Below are 18,258 nucleotides of genomic sequence, written 5' to 3' on the forward strand. Positions count from 1 at the left end.
CGAGTGCGGACAATCCTACCCGCAGGTAACTTGAGCAGGTCGCCGATGTGAGCCGTCTGACTCGCGACCCGAGGGTGGGTCAGCGTCGCCGTACGTCGACGACACGACCACTGCGACCGAGCTCCACCCGCAGCACGACCTTGCGGTCGCCGCCCGTGCGGGCGCAGTAGGTGAACGTGTCGCCGAGCCGCTCGTAGGGCTGGCCGACGCGGAACAGCAGCCGCTTGGTCGACGTCCCCGGTCGGGCCAGCCGTAGGAACCGCGAGACCTTCTTGCGCAGTCCGGGGTTGCGGCACGAGTCGGCGGCCACCCCCTCGGCGCGCTCCCACGTCTGGAGGTAGGCCTCGGCGCCGCGCAGCATGTCGTCCTTGATCGCGTCTCCCTCGGCGCCGGCGACCTTCGAGATGTCCTCGATCCAGTCGGGGTAGAGGCCGTACTGCGCGACCCCGTCGATGTTGAGGTCGTAGACCCGTTGGCCGGCGCGCTGCTTGGCGACCTTGACCCCGTTGAAGCCGGTGAAGGGGTAGCTGACCGGGTTGGGCACGTCGGCACCACGTGGGTTGCCCTGGGCTCCGAGGCCGTTGATGTCGGCGCCGTACCCGAAGCCGAAGTAGTAGCGCTCGTCCGCCCACCCGAGGTGACGCCGCCACTTGGCCACGAAGCCCGTCGAGTCGCCTGCGTATGGCGCGACGTAGCCGCCGAGGGCATAGATCCGCGGGTAGGCGTCCGGGGTCGACCACGAGTGGCTGGACAGCGCTCCGGGATAGCGCCGCGCCTCGAGCCGGTCGAGGAGGGCGTCGCGGGCCTTGACGCTCATGTGGTCGGGGTCGATCAGCATGTGCTTGTCGGCGAGCCGGTCGACCAGGTGGGCGCCGAGGCCCGTCAGCCCGCGGGTGTTGCAGTGCATCGGTGTGCCGTAGAGCGGAAGGGCGGCGAGGTTGAGCAGACCGCTGACCTGCCCGACGGCGCCGAAGAGCGCGTCCTGCTGGCCGGCGCTGATGTCGGGGGCCGCGAGCTGCGTCTTGTCCGCGCTCTCGCCGTCGGCCGGCTCGCAGTGCCGCATGTCCCAGTAGGAGGCCGTCTCGAGGAAGTTGGCGGCGTTGACGACGACGCCGGTCTCGCCGTTGTCGCCGGCCACCCCGGACAGTGCGTTGTCGAACTTGTTGACGAGCTCCATCTGGCGTACGCCGAGCTCGTGCATCTCGTCGAGCTGCTGGTCGATGCCGGCTGGGTCGCACTGGTTGACGTCGCCGGTCGGCACCTTCTTGTAGGTGCAGCCGAAGGGCACGCTGGTCTCGATGCCCATCACCACGGCGAGCTTGCCGGCGTTGATCACGCGACGCGCCTGCCAGGGGGAGCGGACGATGCGATACCAGCCGCGGCCTGGGCCGCCTGCCTGTGCGTCGATGTAGTCCTGGAGCTCATACATCCGCTTGGCCTGCAGCCGCAGCGAGTCCATGTCGTCGCAGGAGTTCTTCTTGAGCGGATAGAGCTCGCACAGCTTGTTGTTCTCGACGAGCAGGTTGACGAAGATCCGCTGGCCGGCACGCCAGGAGCGCTCGAGCCACTTGTAGTAGGTGCCTTCGTGGGTCAAGGACTCCGGCGCCGGCCAGTCCTTGAAGGTCGGCCAGCCGACCGGGTCGTGGCCCGGCTTTCCGCCCAGTGCGGTCTCGAGGGCGGCGCCGTAGCCGTCGGTGGCGGAGTGGTCGGGGCAGTCGACCAGCGCGAGCTCGGGGCCGTAGGGATGCCACGGGCGGCCGCAGTGGACGGCTCCGCCGAGGAACTCGAACGCCATGCCGTGGGTGTGCGCGTCGACATATCCGCGCACCTCCTGGAACGGAGTGACACCGGCGTGCGGACGTCCCTTCACGCCGACCTGCGACTCCGCATATCCCGGGCAGCCGCGGGCGACGCGCAGGCGGAACGACGACTTGTCGTCGACCGTGAGGGCCCTGCCCTGGGCGGTGAGGCGCATCCGGCGGCCCGCCTGGGTGGCGACCCACTCGGTGCTGGGCGAGGGCTGGGCGCTGCGGCTCCCGTCGGCGGCGAGGAAGGCGCGGTCGCGGTCGATCAGCAGATAGCTCCCCAGCCGGGTGGCCCGGAAGCGGACCGGCTCACCACCGCGGAGGAGCGTGTAGCAGCCTCCCGCCATCGCGTAGCGGTTCGCAGGGGTCCGGGTGCGCTTGGGCCTGACCGGGACCGTGGTCAGCCGTGGGTCGCGGAGCCGGCGCTGCGAGGCGACGTATGCCGCGGCGTCCCGGGCCTCCCGGCGGCTGGTCGGGTCCTCGGTGGCGGCTGAGACCGTGCCGCCCCGCGAGATCGCGTTCTTGCTCTCGGGGTCGCCGTGGTCGTGGTCGTGCCCGTCATCGGCGAGCGCGGGGGTGCTGCCTGCTTCGAGCGACGTGCGGAGGGCGCCGGTCGCGGGCGCGACGGAGTCGGGCAGCACGAGGGCGGTGGCGACCAGCGCACTCGCGACGAGGGCAGCGGCGACGAGCCGGCGGATGGACCGGCGGGGGCTGGTGTGCACGGTGGACCTCCCAGGTTGTCACCGGACAACGAGGCTGCGTCGACACGGGTACGCCCGATCATCCACCGAGACGGCGGGACAGGGAACCTGCAGTCGTTCGTACGGCGACGGCCGCCGCGTCGGGAGCCTCGCCCGTCGGGAACGTCACGGCGACGGCGGCGACCGGGTGGCCGTTGTGGTCCAGCACCGGCGCCGCCACACTGGCCAACCCCTCCGAGACGTCTCCGTCCTCGACGGCGTATCCCCGCTGGCGGGCCTCGCTCAGCAGGGTGCGCAGAGCGCTGAGCGAGGTGGGTCCGGTGCCGCGACGGTCGGCGAAGGCGGACCGGTCGGGATAGAGGGCCCGCACCTGCGAGGCGGGCAGCGCCATCAAGATGGCGCGCCCGCTCGCCGTCAGGTGTGACGGCAGCCGGACCCCCACGTCGGTGACCAGCGGCGGTCGACCGGGCGCTCGTTCCTCCAGCACGTAGAGGACGTCGCGCCCGTGCAGGACGGCCAGGTGACCGCCGTACCCCGTCTCGTCGACCAGGGCGGCGAGCGGGCGCCGGGCGATCCGTTGGAGGGGCTCCTGGCGTGCGAACCCGCTGCCGACCTCGAAGGCGGCCACCCCGAGGCCATAGCGTCGCTCGTCCTCGAGGTGGACCACGAAGCCCTCGTCGATCATCGTGTTGACGAGGTGGTAGGCCGTGCTGCGGGGCAGCTCGCAGGTGCGCGCGATCCGGTCGAGTGCCACGGGATCGGGCTGGCTGGCCAGGAACCGCAGCACGCGCAGGGCGCGCGCTGCGGCGGGGACCTGGCTCATCTGCGATCAGGCGCGGTGGGTGCCGCCGGTGCCGTCCTGATCACCACGGTGCGTGTCGTCGAGGATCGTGTCGGGGTCGTCGGTGCCGGTCGAGCCCTGGGTCGCGTGGGTCGAGCCATCGGCCGCGCTCGGCGTGCCGGTGGTCCCGGTGGTCCCGGTGGTCCCGGTCGTCCCGGTGGTCCCGGTGGTCCCGGTCGTGCCGGTCGTCCCGGTCGTGCCCTCCTGCGGAACGCTGCTCGGGCCGGCGGGCGTCGAGACCTGCGGCGTGTAGTCCTTGGCCTTGTGGTTGACGTTGGGGTCCAGGCGGTCGGCCTCGCGGATCCGGTCCTCCTGCGTCGCCTGGTGCTGGGCGACCTCGGCCTTGGCCTCCTGGGCCCGACGCTCGGCACGCTCGGCCTCGAGGCGCGCGTGCTCGGCCTCCCGCTCCTGCTGCTCCGCCCGAGCCTGCGCGTCCGGCAGGCCCGCGGCCTCGACGTCGGCCTTCTGGCGCAGCTGCTCGGCCTGGGTCTGCCGCTCGGCGTGCTTCTTCTTGCGCGTCGCGGCCATGATCAGTCCGATCACGATCAGGACGGCGACGGCGATCACGATCGCCCAGATGATCTGCTCGGTGGTCATCGTTGACTCCCTTGCTCCTGCGCGCGGCGACCTCGGTCGGTGCCGCGCAAGTCCCTTCACCGTGGCAGATCGCCATGCCAGAAGCCACCTCCCCGCGGGTGAAAGTCTCGTATCCAAGACATTCGTGGCTGTCCCTGGCCTGTTGGCACGGCCGCAGTGGGCGTTTGATGAGGTCATGAGCAATCGCCGCAGCATCACCGTGGGCACGGGCCCCGTCTCCTTCGTCGACCTGCTGGCCGTCGCGCGTGACGGCGCGGAGGTCCAGATCGGTGATGACGCCCTCAAGGCGATCGACCGGGCACGTGAAGTGGTCGAGGAGCTGGCGGCGGCACCGACCCCTGCCTATGGCATCTCGACCGGCTTCGGTGCCCTGGCGACGCGGCACATCCCCACGCCCATGCGGGCGCAGCTGCAGAAGTCGCTCGTGCGATCCCACGCCGCCGGGTCGGGGCCCGAGGTCGAGCGGGAGGTGGTGCGGGCGCTGATGCTGCTGCGCCTGTCCACCCTGACGACCGGGCACACCGGGATCCGCCGCGAGACCGCACAGCTGCTCGCCGGCCTCCTCACCCACGGGATCACCCCGGTGGTGCGTGAGTACGGCTCGCTCGGCTGCTCCGGGGACCTCGCACCGCTGGCCCACTGTGCCTTGGCGCTGATGGGGGAAGGTGAGGTCCGCGACGCGTCGGGAGACCTGATGCCGGCGGCGGACGCCCTGGTCGCAGCCGGACTGTCGCCGGTCGAGCTCGCGGCCAAGGAGGGCCTCGCGCTGATCAACGGCACCGACGGCATGCTGGGCATGCTCGTGATGGCCATCGCGGACCTGCGGATGCTGCTGCGCACGGCCGACATCGCTGCGGCCATGAGCGTCGAGGGGCAGCTCGGCACCGACCGGGTCTTCGCCCCCGAGCTCCAGGCGATCCGCCCGCACCCCGGTCAGGCGCTCTCCGCCGCAAACCTGGTGGCACTGATGGCCGACTCGGCCATCGTCGCCTCCCACCGCACCGGTGACTGCAACCGCGTCCAGGACGCCTATTCGCTGCGCTGCTCGCCGCAGGTCCACGGTGCAGCGCGCGACACGGTGGAGTATGCCGCCGTGGTGGCCGGTCGAGAGCTGTCCTCGGCCGTCGACAACCCCGTCGTCCTGGCCGACGAGGGCCGGGTCGAGTCCAACGGCAACTTCCACGGAGCGCCGGTGGCCTACGTCCTCGACTTCCTCGCGATCGTCGCCGCCGACGTCGCCTCGATCAGCGAGCGACGTACGGACCGCTTCCTCGACAAGACCCGCAGCCACGGGCTGCACCCGTTCCTGGCCGACGACCCGGGCGTCGACTCGGGCCTGATGATCGCGCAGTACACCCAGGCGGCGGTGGTCTCGGAGCTCAAGCGGCTCGCCAACCCGGCCTCGGTCGACTCCATCCCGTCCAGCGCGATGCAGGAGGACCACGTCTCGATGGGCTGGTCGTCGGCTCGCAAGCTGCGTCGCTCGGTCGACGGCCTCGCCCGCGTCGTGGCCATCGAGGTGATGACCGCTGCTCGCGCACTGGACATGCGTGGGCCGCTGACGCCTTCGCCGGCGACCGCGGCCGTCGTGGCCACCCTCCGCGAGGCCGGCATCGCGGGTCCCGGACCCGACCGCCACCTGTCCCCCGAGATCGAGGCAGCCGTCTCGCTCGTCCAGTCCGGCGCGGTGCTGGCCGCAGCCGAGTCGGTGGTCGGCGCGCTGGCCTGAGCCCCGGAGCGGGGTGATTCAGGCGCGGGAGGCGAAGATCCTGCGCACCAGCGGCCGTGGGACCAGGCGCAGCACCCGGTCGAGAACCGGCGGGAGACCGCGCACGGCCTCGAGCGGGTTGCCCAGCGGCTGGCCCGGCACGGCACCGAGCGTCACCATGCCGATGGTCGAGGCTGCCAAGGAGTCGCTCAGGGCCGTCACGTCCATCGCGCCGTCGAGCCCCCGGGCAGACAGGATCCTGAGCACGCTGTCCGAGACCGCCGCACGCCACAGGGACAGTGCGTCCCGCAGCATCGCGGCCATCTGGTCGTCGGTGTGTGCAGCGGAGATGACATGGCTGAGCAGGGCGGCGCTGCCGTCCTGTGCTGCGCCTGCTGCGAGGCGCGCTCCGACGCCATAGAGCTCCTCGAAGGTCGTCGCGGCGGCGAGGTCCTCGGCGAAGCCGGCGACCATCGCCGCGGTCGCGCGCTGGTAGGCCGCCTGCAGCAGTCCCTCGACCCCCTCGAAGTGGTAGTAGACCAGCGCCTGGTTGACACCCGCCTCCGCGGCGATGCCACGGGCAGTGAGGCCCTTCGTCCCGACGGTCGCCGTCACGCGGACGGCAGCGTCCATCAGGGCGACCCTGGTCGCTTCGGTGCTCATGGCCCCACCCGCGGGTCGTCGCTGCTCGCGATCGTGCGTGGCCCCAGTCCGCAGGCGTCCGCCATGAGCTGCAACCACGCGGAGACCACTGGCAGTCGGATCCACCAGCCGAGCCAGGCCCAGGGGAGGGTGGTGTGCTCCAGGGCGCGGGCGAAGGCGGCCACGCCGTCACTGCGGTCGTCCGGGCCCTCCCACGTCATCCGCCTCAGTGGGCGGGGCGATGTCTCCGCCGGGTGGCGCGACAGGCCGATGGGCTCCATGGTGTCGAGCATGGTCCCCGTCGCCGCGCACAGGGTGCACGACTCGCTCGTCCAGAGCATCGCGGGCTCACCGACCCAGGGTCGCCACCGCGGCAGCCAGTTGCGCACCTCGCGCCGATAGTCGCGGTAGGCGACCCACCGGGCCCGCAGGGTGAGCTCCTCGTGCCGTTCGGCCAGGACCACGGAGAAGACCAGGGAGAACACGGTCGCGAGAGCCAGGGTGGCGGAGCCCGAGGCCAGGGTCAGGACGACCATCAGCCCGGCGATGCCGATCTGCATCGGGTTGGCGACGTAGGCATAGGGGCCGGTCGTGACGAGCCGCGTGGGCGGGTCCCAGGGATAGGGAGTGCCGCCGGCTCGCACCAGCTCGGTGACTGCAGCCAGGGCAGGTATGGCGACGACGACCGCCGCCGTCAGCAGGAGAGACCTGACGGGATAGGGGTGAGCGACGACGTCGGCCCAGCCGAGCCGGTCGCGGGCCATCGCCACGGTCGGGACCAGCCAGCCGAAGACACCCGTGAAGAGGACAACCTGCAGCAACGCCCGCACGCGGAGCCATCGACGACGTCGGGTCGCCCACCCGAGGACGAGCGCCGGGGCGAGACCGAGGACCAGCAGGAGCACCTCGCCCCTCAGCCAGCCGTTCTCCAGGCTCACCAGCTCCCCTGCGAGCTCCATCGTGACGAGGTCGATCCAGGCGAGCCCGACGAACCAGAGCGGGAGCGGTCCACCGGCCAGCACCGGAAGTGCCCCCACAGCAGCGCCCAGCCGAGCGACACCTCGACCGGGACGCCGAGCATGCTGGCCGGCGCGTCAGTGAAGGACCACCAGGAGGTGCTCGCCTCGACCGCGTGGACGACCAGCCAGACCCAGAGCGTCGCGAGGAAGGCGGGCGGCACGCGAGCCATGAGCTCCGTGGCGCCATCCGTCAGGGTCCGGAGCGTCGCGGCGAGGCCAACCAGCGCGAGTGGCCAGGCGAGGACGAGGTTGCGGGCGAGGTCGGCGTCCACGACTCAGTCCAGGCTCGCCAGGAAGGCCTCGGCGCCCGCGCCCATGAACAGCTCGGCCAGCGGACCGAACCAGAACGCCGGATCCAGGTCGCGGACGAAGCTCAGGCTGAGGTCGGCGCGGCACCCTTCGTCGGCCTGCTCCCAGGTGAGGGTGCCCTGCTGCAGGGTCACCCACCTCGTGGTGCGCGCACCGTCTGCGGTGACGTCGAAGACGATCCGGCGCTCCGCTCGCTCCACGACCTCGGTGGTGATGGTGCCTGCCGGCATGCCGAGCTCCCAGGTGTCACCCAGGTCGAGGCCGGCGCCGGTGGCGGTGGTCGGGGTGGGGTATTGCGCGACGCGCAGCAACCAGCCCCGGTCGGCCTCCTGGTCGATCCTGGGGCCGCGAGCCAACGAGGCCTCGAAGTCGGCGCAGTCCGCGGCCACGATGCGCTCGGCGTCCACCTCGTGCTGGGGCGAGACACGCATGCCAGGGGTGGCCCCCTCGAGAGCCACGAGCACCAGCAGTGCGCCGAGTCCGTAGCGACGCTTGTCAGCCTGCTCGGCCAACCGAGCGAGCCCGTAGACGGTGAAGGCCATTCCGTACACCAGCGGACTGACCAGGAGGACGCAGAGCGCACCCTCGTGGAGGAAGGCGGAGACGAGCAGCAGCGCCACGGTCACGACCTGGAACACGGCTCCGGCGGACGTCCGGCCCGGCAGGATCCCGATCACGAAGGCCATCAGGCAGGGGACGCCGACGAAGAAGAGTGCAGTGTCCAGCCGACCCATCCACGCCGCGAGGATCGTGGCCGCCACCGCGATCGGGACCACGACGACGAGCATCGTGACGAGCCGGGTGCGGGGGGTCAGCTCGTCGTCCATGTTTTGAGCATATGCTCAAAACGGGCGCCAGTGCAACGAGGTCTCGGATCCGAGACGAGCCGTGCGTCACGGGGCTGCCGCCAGAGCCTCAGGAGGCGTTTGATGGGCCGCATGAGCAATCCCCGTCTTCCCATCCACGCCGCGACCGGCACCACCCTCACTGCCAAGAGCTGGCAGACCGAGGCCCCGCTGCGGATGCTGATGAACAACCTCGACCCGGCCAACGCCGAGCGGCCCGAGGACCTCGTGGTCTATGGCGGCACCGGCAAGGCTGCCCGCAGCTGGGAGGCCTACGACGCGCTGGTCCGCACGCTGCGCGACCTCGAGGACGACGAGACGATGCTGGTGCAGTCCGGCAAGCCGGTCGGCGTGATGCGAACCCACGAGTGGGCGCCGCGCGTGCTGATCGCCAACTCCAACCTCGTCGGCGACTGGGCCAACTGGGAGGAGTTCCGCCGGCTCGAGGACCTCGGCCTGACGATGTATGGCCAGATGACCGCAGGATCGTGGATCTACATCGGCACCCAGGGGATCCTGCAGGGCACCTTCGAGACCTTCGCAGCCGTCGCGGACAAGCGGTTCGACGGCACTCTCGCCGGGACCATCACCCTGACCGCCGGCCTCGGCGGCATGGGCGGCGCCCAGCCGCTCGCCGTCACGATGAACGACGGGGTCGCGATCTGCATCGAGTGCGACCAGTCGCGGATCGAACGACGCATCGAGCACCGCTACCTCGACGTCCAGGCCGACTCGCTCGAGCACGCCGTGTCACTCGCCGTCGAGGCGCGTGATGCCCGCAAGCCGCTCTCCATCGGGGTGCTGGGCAACGCCGCGGAGATGGTGCCAGCGCTGCTGGAGCAGGAGGCGCCGATCGACATCGTCACCGACCAGACCTCCGCCCACGACCCGCTGTTCTACCTGCCGGTCGGCGTCCCGTTCGAGGAGTGGCAGCCGCAGCGCGAGGCAGACCCGGTCGCGTTCACCAAGGCAGCCCAGGACTCGATGGCCGCCCACGTGCGGGCGATGGTCGGCTTCATGGACGCCGGTGCCGAGGTCTTCGACTATGGCAACTCGATCCGCGACGAGGCACGCAAGGGCGGCTATGACCGGGCGTTCGAGTTCCCCGGCTTCGTCCCCGCCTACATCCGGCCACTGTTCTGCGAGGGCAAGGGGCCGTTCCGTTGGGCCGCGCTGTCCGGCGACCCGGCGGACATCGCCGCGACGGACAAGGCGATCCTCGAGCTCTTCCCCGACAACGAGCGGCTGCACAAGTGGATCAAGATGGCGGGCGAACGCGTCGCCTTCCAGGGACTCCCTGCCCGCATCTGCTGGCTGGGCTACGGCGAGCGTCACCTCGCGGGGTTGAAGTTCAACGAGATGGTGGCGAGCGGCGAGCTCAAGGCCCCGGTCGTGATCGGCCGCGACCACCTCGACTGCGGGTCGGTGGCATCGCCCTATCGCGAGACCGAGGCGATGCTCGACGGGTCGGACGCGATCGCCGACTGGGCCCTGCTCAACGCGCTGGTCAACACCGCGTCCGGTGCGACCTGGGTCTCGATCCACCACGGTGGGGGTGTCGGCATGGGCCGATCGATCCACGCCGGCCAGGTGTGCGTTGCGGACGGCACGGCCCTGGCGGCGGAGAAGATCGAACGGGTGCTGACCAACGACCCGGGCATGGGCGTGATCCGCCACGTCGACGCCGGCTATGACCGGGCACGAGAGGTCGCGGACGAACGCGACGTCAAGATCCCGATGGACGGCTGACGACCCCAACTGGTCTAGACCGTTGTGACACATGTGGCGAAACGGTTACGTCACCGTTGACGCTCCGACACGCCCCCTGCCATGGTGCCGGGCGGGAGCTGGACCGTGAAACCTGTTGCAGTCTTGAGGGAGACCAACAGTATGCGGCGCCGCAGTGCGCCGTGACCTTTTGTTGGAATGCGTCGGGTTGGCACCAGATCCCAGGTCTGGGACGGAAATCTCTGTCCCTGTCTCGCAACACATTTTCCTGGGAGGGAACATGAAACAACGATTCACCCTGCACCGAAGCGCCGCGTCAGCGGTCGTGGTGCTCGCCGCGAGTGCGGGGGTGGCCATCCTTGCGGCCACTCCCGCCTTCGCTGCCCCGACCGACAACGCGTGCTACAACAGCGCGACCACGGCGATCGCTCCGGTGACGGCCGACTTCTCAGCCACCTCGCCGGGCTCGGTCGCCCCGGGCGGGACCGTCACCGCGACCAACCTCGGTGCAGCCATCACGATGCCCGGCCAGGTGTTCGTCAGCGGCTACAACCTCGGGCTGCTCCAGGACGGGGGCAGCGTCGCAGGCACCATCAAGGCCAAGATCGCAGCCAGCAACACTGTCGAGGGCCAGAAGGACACCAACTCGGTGAGCGCCTCGATCGGCCCGATCGACATCAGTGACCCGGACGGCGTCCGCAGCACGGGCGACGAGACGGCACCCCCCATCACCTTCAACGTGTCCTTCGCCGATATGTCGTTCACGGCCGCCAACTCCGGCACCGTGACGCTGCGCGAGGCGGCCGTGCCGATCGCCAACGCGGGTGGCGGTGGTGGCCTGTCCATCGACGCCAACCTCGGCTTCGTCGTCCAGTTCCGCTGCAGCCCGGGCACCGTGGACACCGCGACCAACACCGCCACCTGGGGCGTCGGTGCGCCGATCAGCAGCACCCAGATCGTCGTCCCGCCCGCGGCTCCTGTCGCTGCCGACGACTCGGCCTCCGTCGGTGCCAACCAGGCCGCGTCGATCAACGTGGTGGCCAACGACACCGACGTCAACAACGACCTGGCTCCCGGCACGGTCGACATCGTCAGCGGACCGAGCGCGGGCACGGCGGTCGCCAACCCCGACGGCACGGTGACCTACACCAACACGGCCGCCGCGGTGAGCGACAGCTTCACCTACACCGTCGCCGACGCGGGCGGTCTGGTCAGCGACCCGGCGACCGTCAACATCAGCATCCTGGGCAACACCTGTGACGCCACCAGCGGTGGGTGTGGGCTCGACCAGATCATCGAGGTGCAGGTCAACGGCGCCGCGATGACGATGGAGCAGGCCGGCTCGCTCATCACCCTGCCGCCCGTCACCCTCAACGGGCAGTCCCTCAAGACGCAGGGGGCGCTCAACGGCCTCACGGTCGTCAACGCTCGCGGCACCGACGCCGGCTGGACGCTGACCGGTCAGATGACCTCTGACTTCAGCGACGGCACCGGCGACGGGGTCTGTCCCGTCAACGACAAGACCAAGTGGGACAACCACTGCATCCCCGGCGGCAACGTCGGTTGGGGTCCGAGTGCTGCGGTCTCGCACATCCAGATCCCTGGTGACGTCGCGACGGTCAACGCCGGCGCTCCGGCCATCCCCGGCACGACCGGTGCTCCCGGCACGTGGGACGGCCTGGCCACTACGCACACGCTCTGCTCGTCCCCCGACACCCGCAGCGGCGGGACGTTCGACTGCGGCGGCGCCATCGGCCTGGGCATCCCTGCCTCGGCTGCCAAGGGTCTCTACCAGGCGACCCTGACTCTCACGCTGGTCTGAGTCGGCCAGAGGTTCATCCGCGTACGGCGCGGGGCGGGGCTGCACCCGCCCCGCGTCGTACGCCCCACTCATCACCCCGAGGCCCCGATGTCGATCCACGCCCGTCGTCCGTCCACACGTTCTCTTCCTGCCCTGCTCTGCGGTGCCCTGCTGCTCTGCGCGGGCCTGCTGAGCACCCCGACCGCCCACGCTGCCGAGGGCCGTCCGGACGCCGAGAAGGCGTCCTGGGCCGTGCAGCCCGGAGGTGCCAACGGCGGCGCCGACCGGAGCCGGTTCGTCTACACCCTGCGACCGGGGTCGGTCCTGCGTGACTACGTCACCGTCCTCAACACCGGTCGCAGGCCGGTGATGCTCGACCTCTACACCGTCGACGCGTTCAACGTCCCGGCCGACGGCGCCTTCGCGCTGCGCAACCCGGAGGAGCCCAAGACCGGGGTCGGCGGCTGGGTCCGGCTGGGCAGGCAGAGCCGCTTCAACCTCCCTCGCGGCCAGGGGGTGCGCATCCCCTTCGAGATCTCGGTGCCCGAGAACGCCCAGCCGGGCGACCACGCAGGCGCCATCGTGGCTGCGAACGCCAAGCTGGAGAGCGGGAACAAGAAGGGCGACGTCACCTTCGACGTCCGGCGACGGGTGGGGCGCGGATCTATCTGCGCGTCGAGGGCGCGCTCGACCCCGGCCTGGCGGTCTCGGAGTTCTCCGCGAAGTCGTCGGCTCCGCTGGTCCCCTATGTCACCGGGGACGGAGTCGTCGCCATCGACTGGTCGATCACCAACACCGGCAACTCCCGCCTCGACCCCCAGGCCACCATCGAGCTGGTCGGGCCGTTGGGTGGGGTCGTGGACGACGTGGCGGTGGACGTGCCCGAGCTGCTCCCCGGCGGGGTGCTCTCCGGCACGACCGAGCTGGACTCGCTTCCGCCCTACGGCAAGCTCTCCGCCCGGATGACGGTCTCCGCGGAGGACGCGGGTGCCGAGGTCAGCCGTACGGTCTGGTCGGTGCCGTGGTTGCCGATGCTGCTGCTCGCACTGGCGGCCTCGGCCTGGTGGGCTCGGCGCCGGCACCTCGGCGGTCGATGGTTCTTCAGCTCTCGGGCGCAGTCCGCGGTGGTCCCGGACAGCGAGCCAGAGCCGATCGCGGTGCGGTGACGACCCGGTTCGCCGCCTTGCTCGGCGTGCTGGGCGTGCTGGGCGTGCTCGGCGTGGCACCCGCCCACGCCGGCGCGGTGTCCGACGACCAGCCCTCGCTGTCGCTCTCGCGGGGCGAGGTGCGGGTGGACTCCGACGTCGAGGTCGCGGGACGAGGACTCTCCCCGGGCTCGCTCGTCTCCGCCGTCCTGTGTGGCAACGACGCCCAGCGGGGAAGCCTCGACTGCGCCTTCGGCTCCACGGTCGAGGTCGGCGTGCAGGAAGACGGGTCCTTCGCGACGTCGATGCGGGTGTCGGCGCCGCCGATGCCGTGCCCCTGCGTGGTGGTGGCCAGCGGCGGGACGCCCGAGCAGCTCGTGGCGCCCCTCCGGATCAAGGGCCACCCTGTCCTGCGTGGACGAACCGATCGGCATACGACCTCCGGACCGCAGGCGCAGGTGGAGGTCGTCGGGTCCGACGTCGAGTCGGGGACCTCGGTCGCCGGCTGGTTCGGCCTCCCGGCGACCCGGACGCTCACCGTGCGGCTCGCCAACGGTGGCAGCCTCGCCGCCGTGCCCCGGCTCCAGCTCGGGTGGGGAGAGGCCGGGGCCGAACCCACGAACTTCGTCCAGGTGCCGCGGCTGTCCGCACTCGCGCCGGGGAGCAGTACCACCGTGGAGGTCCCGGTGCAGTTCGATGCCCTGGCCAACGGGCGACTCGTCGTCGCGGGGTCGGTCCTGGCCGGTGGCGAGGACGCGGCAGTCGCCGAAGCAGTGACGATCCGTCCCTGGGGACTGTTCGCGATCGTCGGCGTGCTCCTGCTGGGGCTGGGACTGCGGATCCTGACGCTGGTGGTCAGGCGCCGCTCCGCCGAATCGGAGAGCGGCCACCAGCTCTCGCTCGACGAGCTCCTGGGGTCCGTCTGGCCCGACGGACCTGCGGTCGGAAAAGGTCCTGGCCCGGGCCCCCGTGAGGGGAACCGGGCCAGGGTCTAGGTCGTGCGGGTCGCTAGAAGACCCGGCGGCTCGAACCACCGATCGGCACGAAGTTGAGGATCAGACCGACGACGATCAGGATCGCGCCGATCGTGACGAGCAGGTTCTGGGTGATGACCAGACCGATGATCAAGAGAATCAGGCCAAGAACGACCATGGTTGTGCCTCCTAGCGGGCCTCACCGTGAGGCCACATCACTACACAATGCCCGATCGCGACGGTCTAGTCCAACACCCCCGCGGGTGTGCTCAGCCCTGCAAAGCCTCGATGGCCTCGTGGATGCTCAGTGTCCGCTGGGCCGACTCGACGTGGAGGTTCTCCACCATCCGGCCGTTGTAGGTGACGACGCCGGTGGTGCGCGACTCCCAGGCCGAGAGGATCCCGCGGGCGTCCTCCACGGCCTTCTCGTTGGGCGCGAAGGCGGCGTTGGCGCCCTCCACCTGACCGGGGTGGATCAGCGTCTTGCCGTCGAAGCCCATCTGCCGTCCCTGCTCGCATTCGGCGAGGAAGCCCTCGACGTTCTTCACGTCGTTGTAGACGCCGTCGATGATCACCTTGCCGGTCGCACGGGCAGCAAGCAGCGCGAGGGAGAGCCCGGTCAGCACGGGCGCGCGGCCCGGCACGTGCTCGGCATACAGCTCCTTGACCAGGTCGTTGGTCCCCATCACCAGCACGGTCAGTCGCTCCGAGGCGGCGGCGATCTCCTCGGCGTGCAGCATGGCGTAGGGCGTCTCGACCATCGCCCAGAGCTTGGTGTGCTCGGGGGCGTCGTGCCTGGCCATGGCGTCGACGAGCGCGAGGACGGCGTCGGCGCTGTCGACCTTGGGCACCACGACGGCGTCCGGTCCGGCGGCGCAGACCGCGGCCAGGTCGTCGGCGTGCCACTCGGTGTCGGCGCCGTTGATCCGGATCGTCAGCTCGCGGCGGCCGTATTCACCGCTGCGTACGGCGGCGCACGCTGCGTCGCGGGCCGTCAGCTTGTCGTCAGGAGCGACCGCGTCCTCGAGGTCGAAGATGATGCCGTCGACCGGGAGCGTCTTGGCCTTCTCCAGCGCCTTGGCGTTGGAGCTCGGCATGTAGAGCACCGAGCGGCGTGGGCGGAACTGTGCTGACTCAGGCATCTTCAGACCTCGCTGTCGGTGCTGATGGCGTCGTACTGCGCCTTCAGGTTGGGGTCGATCCTGCTCAGCTGCTCGGCGAGCTCGACCATGACCAGGCACTGCTTGAGGGAGGCGTCGTCCTCCATCTTGCCGTTGAGCATGACCGCGCCGGTGCCGTCACCCATGGCAGCGACGACCTCGCGGGCGTGCCGGATGTCCTCGACGCTGGGAGCGAAGACCCGGTTGGCGATCTCGATCTGCTTGGGGTGCAGGCTCCAGGTGCCCACGCAGCCGAGGAGGAACGCGTTGCGGAACTGGTCCTCGCAGGCAGTGACGTCGGCGATGTCGCCGAAGGGGCCGTAGTAGGGGTAGATGCCGTGCATCGCACACGCGTCGACCATCCGGGCGATGGTGTAGTGCCACAGGTCCTGCTGGAAGGTCGCGCGCGGGGCGTCCGGGGTCTCGGCGTCCGGGTCCTGTCGGACCAGGTAGCCCGGGTGACCGCCGCCGACGCGGGTGGTCTTCATCCGCCGGTCGGCGGCGAGGTCGGCCGGACCGAGCGAGAGCCCCTGCATGCGCGGCGAGGCGCCGCAGATCTCCTCGACGTTGGCGACACCGCGCGCGGTCTCGAGGATCGCGTGCACCAGGATCGGGCGGTCGAGGCCGGCGCGCGCCTCGAGCTGGGCCAGGATGCGGTCGATGTAGTGGATGTCCTCGGCGCCCTGCACCTTCGGCACCATGATCACGTCGAGCTTGTCGCCGATCTCGGTGACCAGGGTCGTGAGGTCGTCGAGCACCCAGGGGCTGTCGAGGGCGTTGATCCGGGTCCAGAGCTGGGTGGGACCGAAGTCGGTGTCCTTGGCGATCCGCACGAGGCCGGCACGGGCGGCCTCCTTGTTGTCGGCCTTCACGGCGTCCTCGAGGTTGCCGAGGAGCACGTCGACGGTGCCGACCATCTGCGGGATCTTGGCGGCCATCTTCTCGTTCGACGGATCGAAGAAGTGGATCGCGCGACTGGGCCGGGCGGGGATCTCGGTCACGGGCTGGGGGGCGCCCACGGCGAGCGGGCGGAAGAAGTCCTTGCTTGAACGCATGGGGCGGAACTTATCGCGCGCCGCCCACCCGTCGGTATGGCGTGCGTCTCGTCAGGAGAACTCGCCGGCTGCGTCGCTGAAGTAGCCGAGCTGGGTGAGGACCTCGTCGTCCACGTGGGCCCTGATGATCCCCAGGTTGTCGACGATCATGGTGGCGCGCACGTGCAGGCGCTGGAACTCCTCGGAGTCCATCATGGCGGCCAGCCCCTGGGCCGAGCCCTTGATCAGGAAGAACCCCTGCAGGTCGCCACCATGAGGATCGAGGATGACCGGGTCGAAGCTCTCGATGGATCCGTCCTGCAGACGCTCGCCGTAGTAGGTCACCGCGTCGTTGAAGACGTCGAGGGACCGCTGTTCGCGCCCACGCACCGTCTGGCCCCAACCGATGAACAGTGCTGACTCCGACATGTCTCGACCTCGAATCGTTCGTCGCGGGAGGTCCGACGCTAGGCACCGACCGGGGGTCGGCGCATCGCCACTTCAGGGGAAATCAGCCCGTGGCCGTCAGGTCACCGCCGCCGGCCGAACCACCGGCGGCCAGCACTGCGATCAGCCTCCTCGGCGGCTCGCAGGGCAGCACGGTTTGCCCGGATCCTGCTCTCGCGCCGACCGCGCCAGGCCTCGACCTCCGCGTCCGGGTCGCGCAGGGGGGTGACGACCGGCGGGCCGCCCTCGAGCTGCATGCGGGCTCGGCGGACCCGCGCGTTGAAGTCGTCCACAGCGCGGTGCACCTCGCGCTCGCTGCCGAGCCGGTCGAGCAGCCCGTCGAGCTCGGCGTCGTCCTTGCGCAGCTGCAGGGCGGGCGGCAGGACGCTGAGCCGCTCCCGCTCGATGAGCTTCTTGATCCACCAGTCCGGGTCGTGCTCGGTGCCGAGTCCCTCGATGGGCTTGCCCGCACCGGGGAGGTCGTCGAAGTCACCACGCTCGAAGGCGACGCGCAGCTGCTGCTCCACCCACTGCGACTGGTGGGCGATCCGGGCCGCCGCCGCGGTCTGTCCGGTGCGCTCGTCACGTGCAGGTTCGTGGTGGCCTGTGTCGCGGTCCCGGTCCTGGCTCATGGGCGACTCCGTTCGTGGCTGTCACCACGATAATTCTCGGGTCCAACCAAGGGTGGCTCGAGCGCGACCTCGGTGCCACCATCGAGAGATGAGCCAGCCCCGCACCGAGTGGATCGACAAGTGGGTGCGCGGCCGTCTCGGCGACGTGCTCGTCGTCGAGACCCGCGACCCGCTGCTCGTGTGGCAAGCCGGCTTCCCGCCCGTCTATGCCTTCGCCCACGATGAGGTGACGCCGGGCTCGCTGCGGCCGGCCAGCGCCTCGACGTACCCAGGGGGTTTCTTCTTCGGTCCGCAGCTGCCGGTGGCCGAATGGTTCGATGTCGTCGCGGGCGAACAGGTCGTGGAGTGCGGGGCCTGGACGCTGGCGGACCTGCCCGACCGGGTGGTGATGACGTGGGAACCGAGGCGGTTGGCGTGGACCGAGGAGGAGGAGCCCGTGGGACTCCACCCCCGTGACCCACACAAGCGGGTGGAGACGCTGCACAGCTCACGACACGTGGAGGTGCTCCTCGACGGTGATGTGGTGGCGACCAGTGCGCACCCGGTCCTGCTCCTCGAGACCGACCTGCCGACTCGCTACTACCTGCCCCGGGAGGATGTCCGGCTCGACCTGCTGACCGCGACCGACAACGTCTCGGCCTGTCCCTACAAGGGCACCGCCGACTCCTACTGGAGCTTTCCTGGGCCGCCGGCCGTGGCCAACGTCGCGTGGTCGTACTCCGCCCCGCTCCCGGCGGTGGCGCCGATCGCGGGACGGGTCTGCTTCTACAACGAGATCGTCGACATGCGTGTCGACGGGAGGCTCCTGGAGCGTCCGGAATCGCCGTTCAGCAAGCCCCAGCAGCGCCCCGGAGCGGAGTAGCGGTCGAT

The 18,258-nt window shown here is 70.5% G+C and carries 19 protein-coding genes; 6 read left to right on the forward strand and 13 right to left on the reverse strand.

Going from position 1 to position 18,258, the window contains the following annotated elements:
* Window positions 1-79 precede the first annotated feature (79 nt).
* From G7071_RS06290 to G7071_RS06300, 3 genes are read right to left on the reverse strand one after another with little or no spacing between them, the layout of a single operon-like run.
* The gene (locus tag G7071_RS06290; RefSeq protein ID WP_166316301.1) at window positions 80-2,527 is read right to left on the reverse strand and encodes an amidohydrolase family protein; all 2,448 of its coding nucleotides are present in this window, start codon (window positions 2,525-2,527) and stop codon (window positions 80-82) included.
* Window positions 2,528-2,585: 58 nt separating this feature from the next.
* The gene (locus G7071_RS06295; protein WP_166316304.1) at window positions 2,586-3,329 is read right to left on the reverse strand and encodes an IclR family transcriptional regulator; all 744 of its coding nucleotides are present in this window, start codon (window positions 3,327-3,329) and stop codon (window positions 2,586-2,588) included.
* A 6-nt stretch (window positions 3,330-3,335) separates the two neighbouring features.
* Window positions 3,336-3,944 carry a hypothetical protein gene (locus G7071_RS06300; protein WP_166313521.1) on the reverse strand — a complete coding sequence of 203 codons (609 nt, stop codon included), beginning with the start codon at window positions 3,942-3,944 and terminating at the stop codon, window positions 3,336-3,338.
* 175 nt (window positions 3,945-4,119) lie between these two features.
* Between G7071_RS06300 and hutH the strand changes: the two genes are divergently transcribed.
* Complete coding sequence (hutH, locus tag G7071_RS06305; RefSeq protein WP_166316307.1) at window positions 4,120-5,673, forward strand: histidine ammonia-lyase; 1,554 nt, start codon at window positions 4,120-4,122, stop codon at window positions 5,671-5,673.
* An 18-nt stretch (window positions 5,674-5,691) separates the two neighbouring features.
* On the opposite strand, the gene G7071_RS06310 is transcribed toward hutH, so the two are convergent.
* From G7071_RS06310 to G7071_RS06325, 4 genes are read right to left on the reverse strand one after another with little or no spacing between them, the layout of a single operon-like run.
* A complete protein-coding gene (locus G7071_RS06310; RefSeq protein WP_166316310.1) occupies window positions 5,692-6,315 on the reverse strand; it encodes a TetR/AcrR family transcriptional regulator in 624 nt (207 codons plus the stop codon).
* Window positions 6,312-7,316: a methyltransferase gene (locus G7071_RS06315; RefSeq protein ID WP_166316313.1), complete on the reverse strand. Its 1,005-nt coding sequence runs from the start codon at window positions 7,314-7,316 to the stop codon at window positions 6,312-6,314. Before G7071_RS06315 ends, G7071_RS06310 begins: the two co-directional genes overlap by 4 nt.
* Window positions 7,229-7,585, reverse strand: a complete 357-nt coding sequence (locus G7071_RS06320) for a hypothetical protein (RefSeq protein ID WP_166316316.1) — start codon at window positions 7,583-7,585, stop codon at window positions 7,229-7,231. Before G7071_RS06320 ends, G7071_RS06315 begins: the two co-directional genes overlap by 88 nt.
* Window positions 7,586-7,588: 3 nt before the next feature.
* Window positions 7,589-8,449, reverse strand: coding sequence for a hypothetical protein (locus G7071_RS06325; RefSeq protein WP_166316319.1), 861 nt, complete (start codon window positions 8,447-8,449; stop codon window positions 7,589-7,591).
* Between the two features lie 111 nt (window positions 8,450-8,560).
* On the opposite strand from G7071_RS06325, the gene hutU reads away from it, so the two are divergent.
* Together hutU and G7071_RS06335 are read left to right on the forward strand one after the other, a co-directional pair.
* A complete protein-coding gene (gene hutU, locus G7071_RS06330) occupies window positions 8,561-10,216 on the forward strand; it encodes a urocanate hydratase (RefSeq protein ID WP_166316322.1) in 1,656 nt (551 codons plus the stop codon).
* 259 nt (window positions 10,217-10,475) lie between these two features.
* Complete coding sequence (locus tag G7071_RS06335; RefSeq protein ID WP_166316325.1) at window positions 10,476-12,017, forward strand: Ig-like domain-containing protein; 1,542 nt, start codon at window positions 10,476-10,478, stop codon at window positions 12,015-12,017.
* 359 nt (window positions 12,018-12,376) lie between these two features.
* Here G7071_RS06335 and G7071_RS06340 read toward each other — a convergent pair whose 3' ends face one another.
* Window positions 12,377-12,628 carry a hypothetical protein gene (locus G7071_RS06340; RefSeq protein ID WP_166316328.1) on the reverse strand — a complete coding sequence of 84 codons (252 nt, stop codon included), beginning with the start codon at window positions 12,626-12,628 and terminating at the stop codon, window positions 12,377-12,379.
* Window positions 12,629-12,853: 225 nt separating this feature from the next.
* Here G7071_RS06340 and G7071_RS06345 point away from each other — a divergent pair, with 225 nt between their 5' ends.
* Window positions 12,854-13,162 (forward strand): hypothetical protein, encoded by a 309-nt coding sequence (locus G7071_RS06345; protein WP_166316331.1) that lies wholly within the window; start codon window positions 12,854-12,856, stop codon window positions 13,160-13,162.
* Complete coding sequence (locus tag G7071_RS06350) at window positions 13,159-14,136, forward strand: hypothetical protein (protein WP_166316334.1); 978 nt, start codon at window positions 13,159-13,161, stop codon at window positions 14,134-14,136. Before G7071_RS06345 ends, G7071_RS06350 begins: the two co-directional genes overlap by 4 nt.
* 13 nt (window positions 14,137-14,149) lie before the next feature.
* Here the strand turns inward: G7071_RS06350 and G7071_RS06355 are convergent, their stop codons facing one another.
* The 5 genes from G7071_RS06355 to G7071_RS06375 form a co-directional block, all read right to left on the reverse strand.
* A complete protein-coding gene (locus G7071_RS06355) occupies window positions 14,150-14,293 on the reverse strand; it encodes a hypothetical protein (protein WP_166316337.1) in 144 nt (47 codons plus the stop codon).
* 91 nt (window positions 14,294-14,384) lie between these two features.
* A complete protein-coding gene (locus tag G7071_RS06360) occupies window positions 14,385-15,257 on the reverse strand; it encodes an HpcH/HpaI aldolase/citrate lyase family protein (protein ID WP_166316340.1) in 873 nt (290 codons plus the stop codon).
* A 2-nt stretch (window positions 15,258-15,259) separates the two neighbouring features.
* The gene (locus tag G7071_RS06365) at window positions 15,260-16,330 is read right to left on the reverse strand and encodes an HpcH/HpaI aldolase/citrate lyase family protein (RefSeq protein WP_166316343.1); all 1,071 of its coding nucleotides are present in this window, start codon (window positions 16,328-16,330) and stop codon (window positions 15,260-15,262) included.
* A 51-nt stretch (window positions 16,331-16,381) separates the two neighbouring features.
* On the reverse strand, window positions 16,382-16,738 hold the full coding sequence (locus tag G7071_RS06370; RefSeq protein ID WP_166316346.1) for a hypothetical protein: 357 nt from the start codon (window positions 16,736-16,738) through the stop codon (window positions 16,382-16,384).
* Window positions 16,739-16,839: 101 nt separating this feature from the next.
* Window positions 16,840-17,388: a DnaJ family domain-containing protein gene (locus G7071_RS06375; RefSeq protein WP_166316349.1), complete on the reverse strand. Its 549-nt coding sequence runs from the start codon at window positions 17,386-17,388 to the stop codon at window positions 16,840-16,842.
* Window positions 17,389-17,476: 88 nt separating this feature from the next.
* Between G7071_RS06375 and G7071_RS06380 the strand changes: the two genes are divergently transcribed.
* Entirely contained in the window at window positions 17,477-18,250 is a 774-nt protein-coding gene (locus tag G7071_RS06380) for a DUF427 domain-containing protein (RefSeq protein WP_166316352.1), read from the forward strand.
* Window positions 18,251-18,258 lie beyond the last annotated feature (8 nt).

The sequence above is a fragment of the Nocardioides piscis genome (assembly GCF_011300215.1).
GTDB lineage: Bacteria > Actinomycetota > Actinomycetes > Propionibacteriales > Nocardioidaceae > Nocardioides > Nocardioides piscis.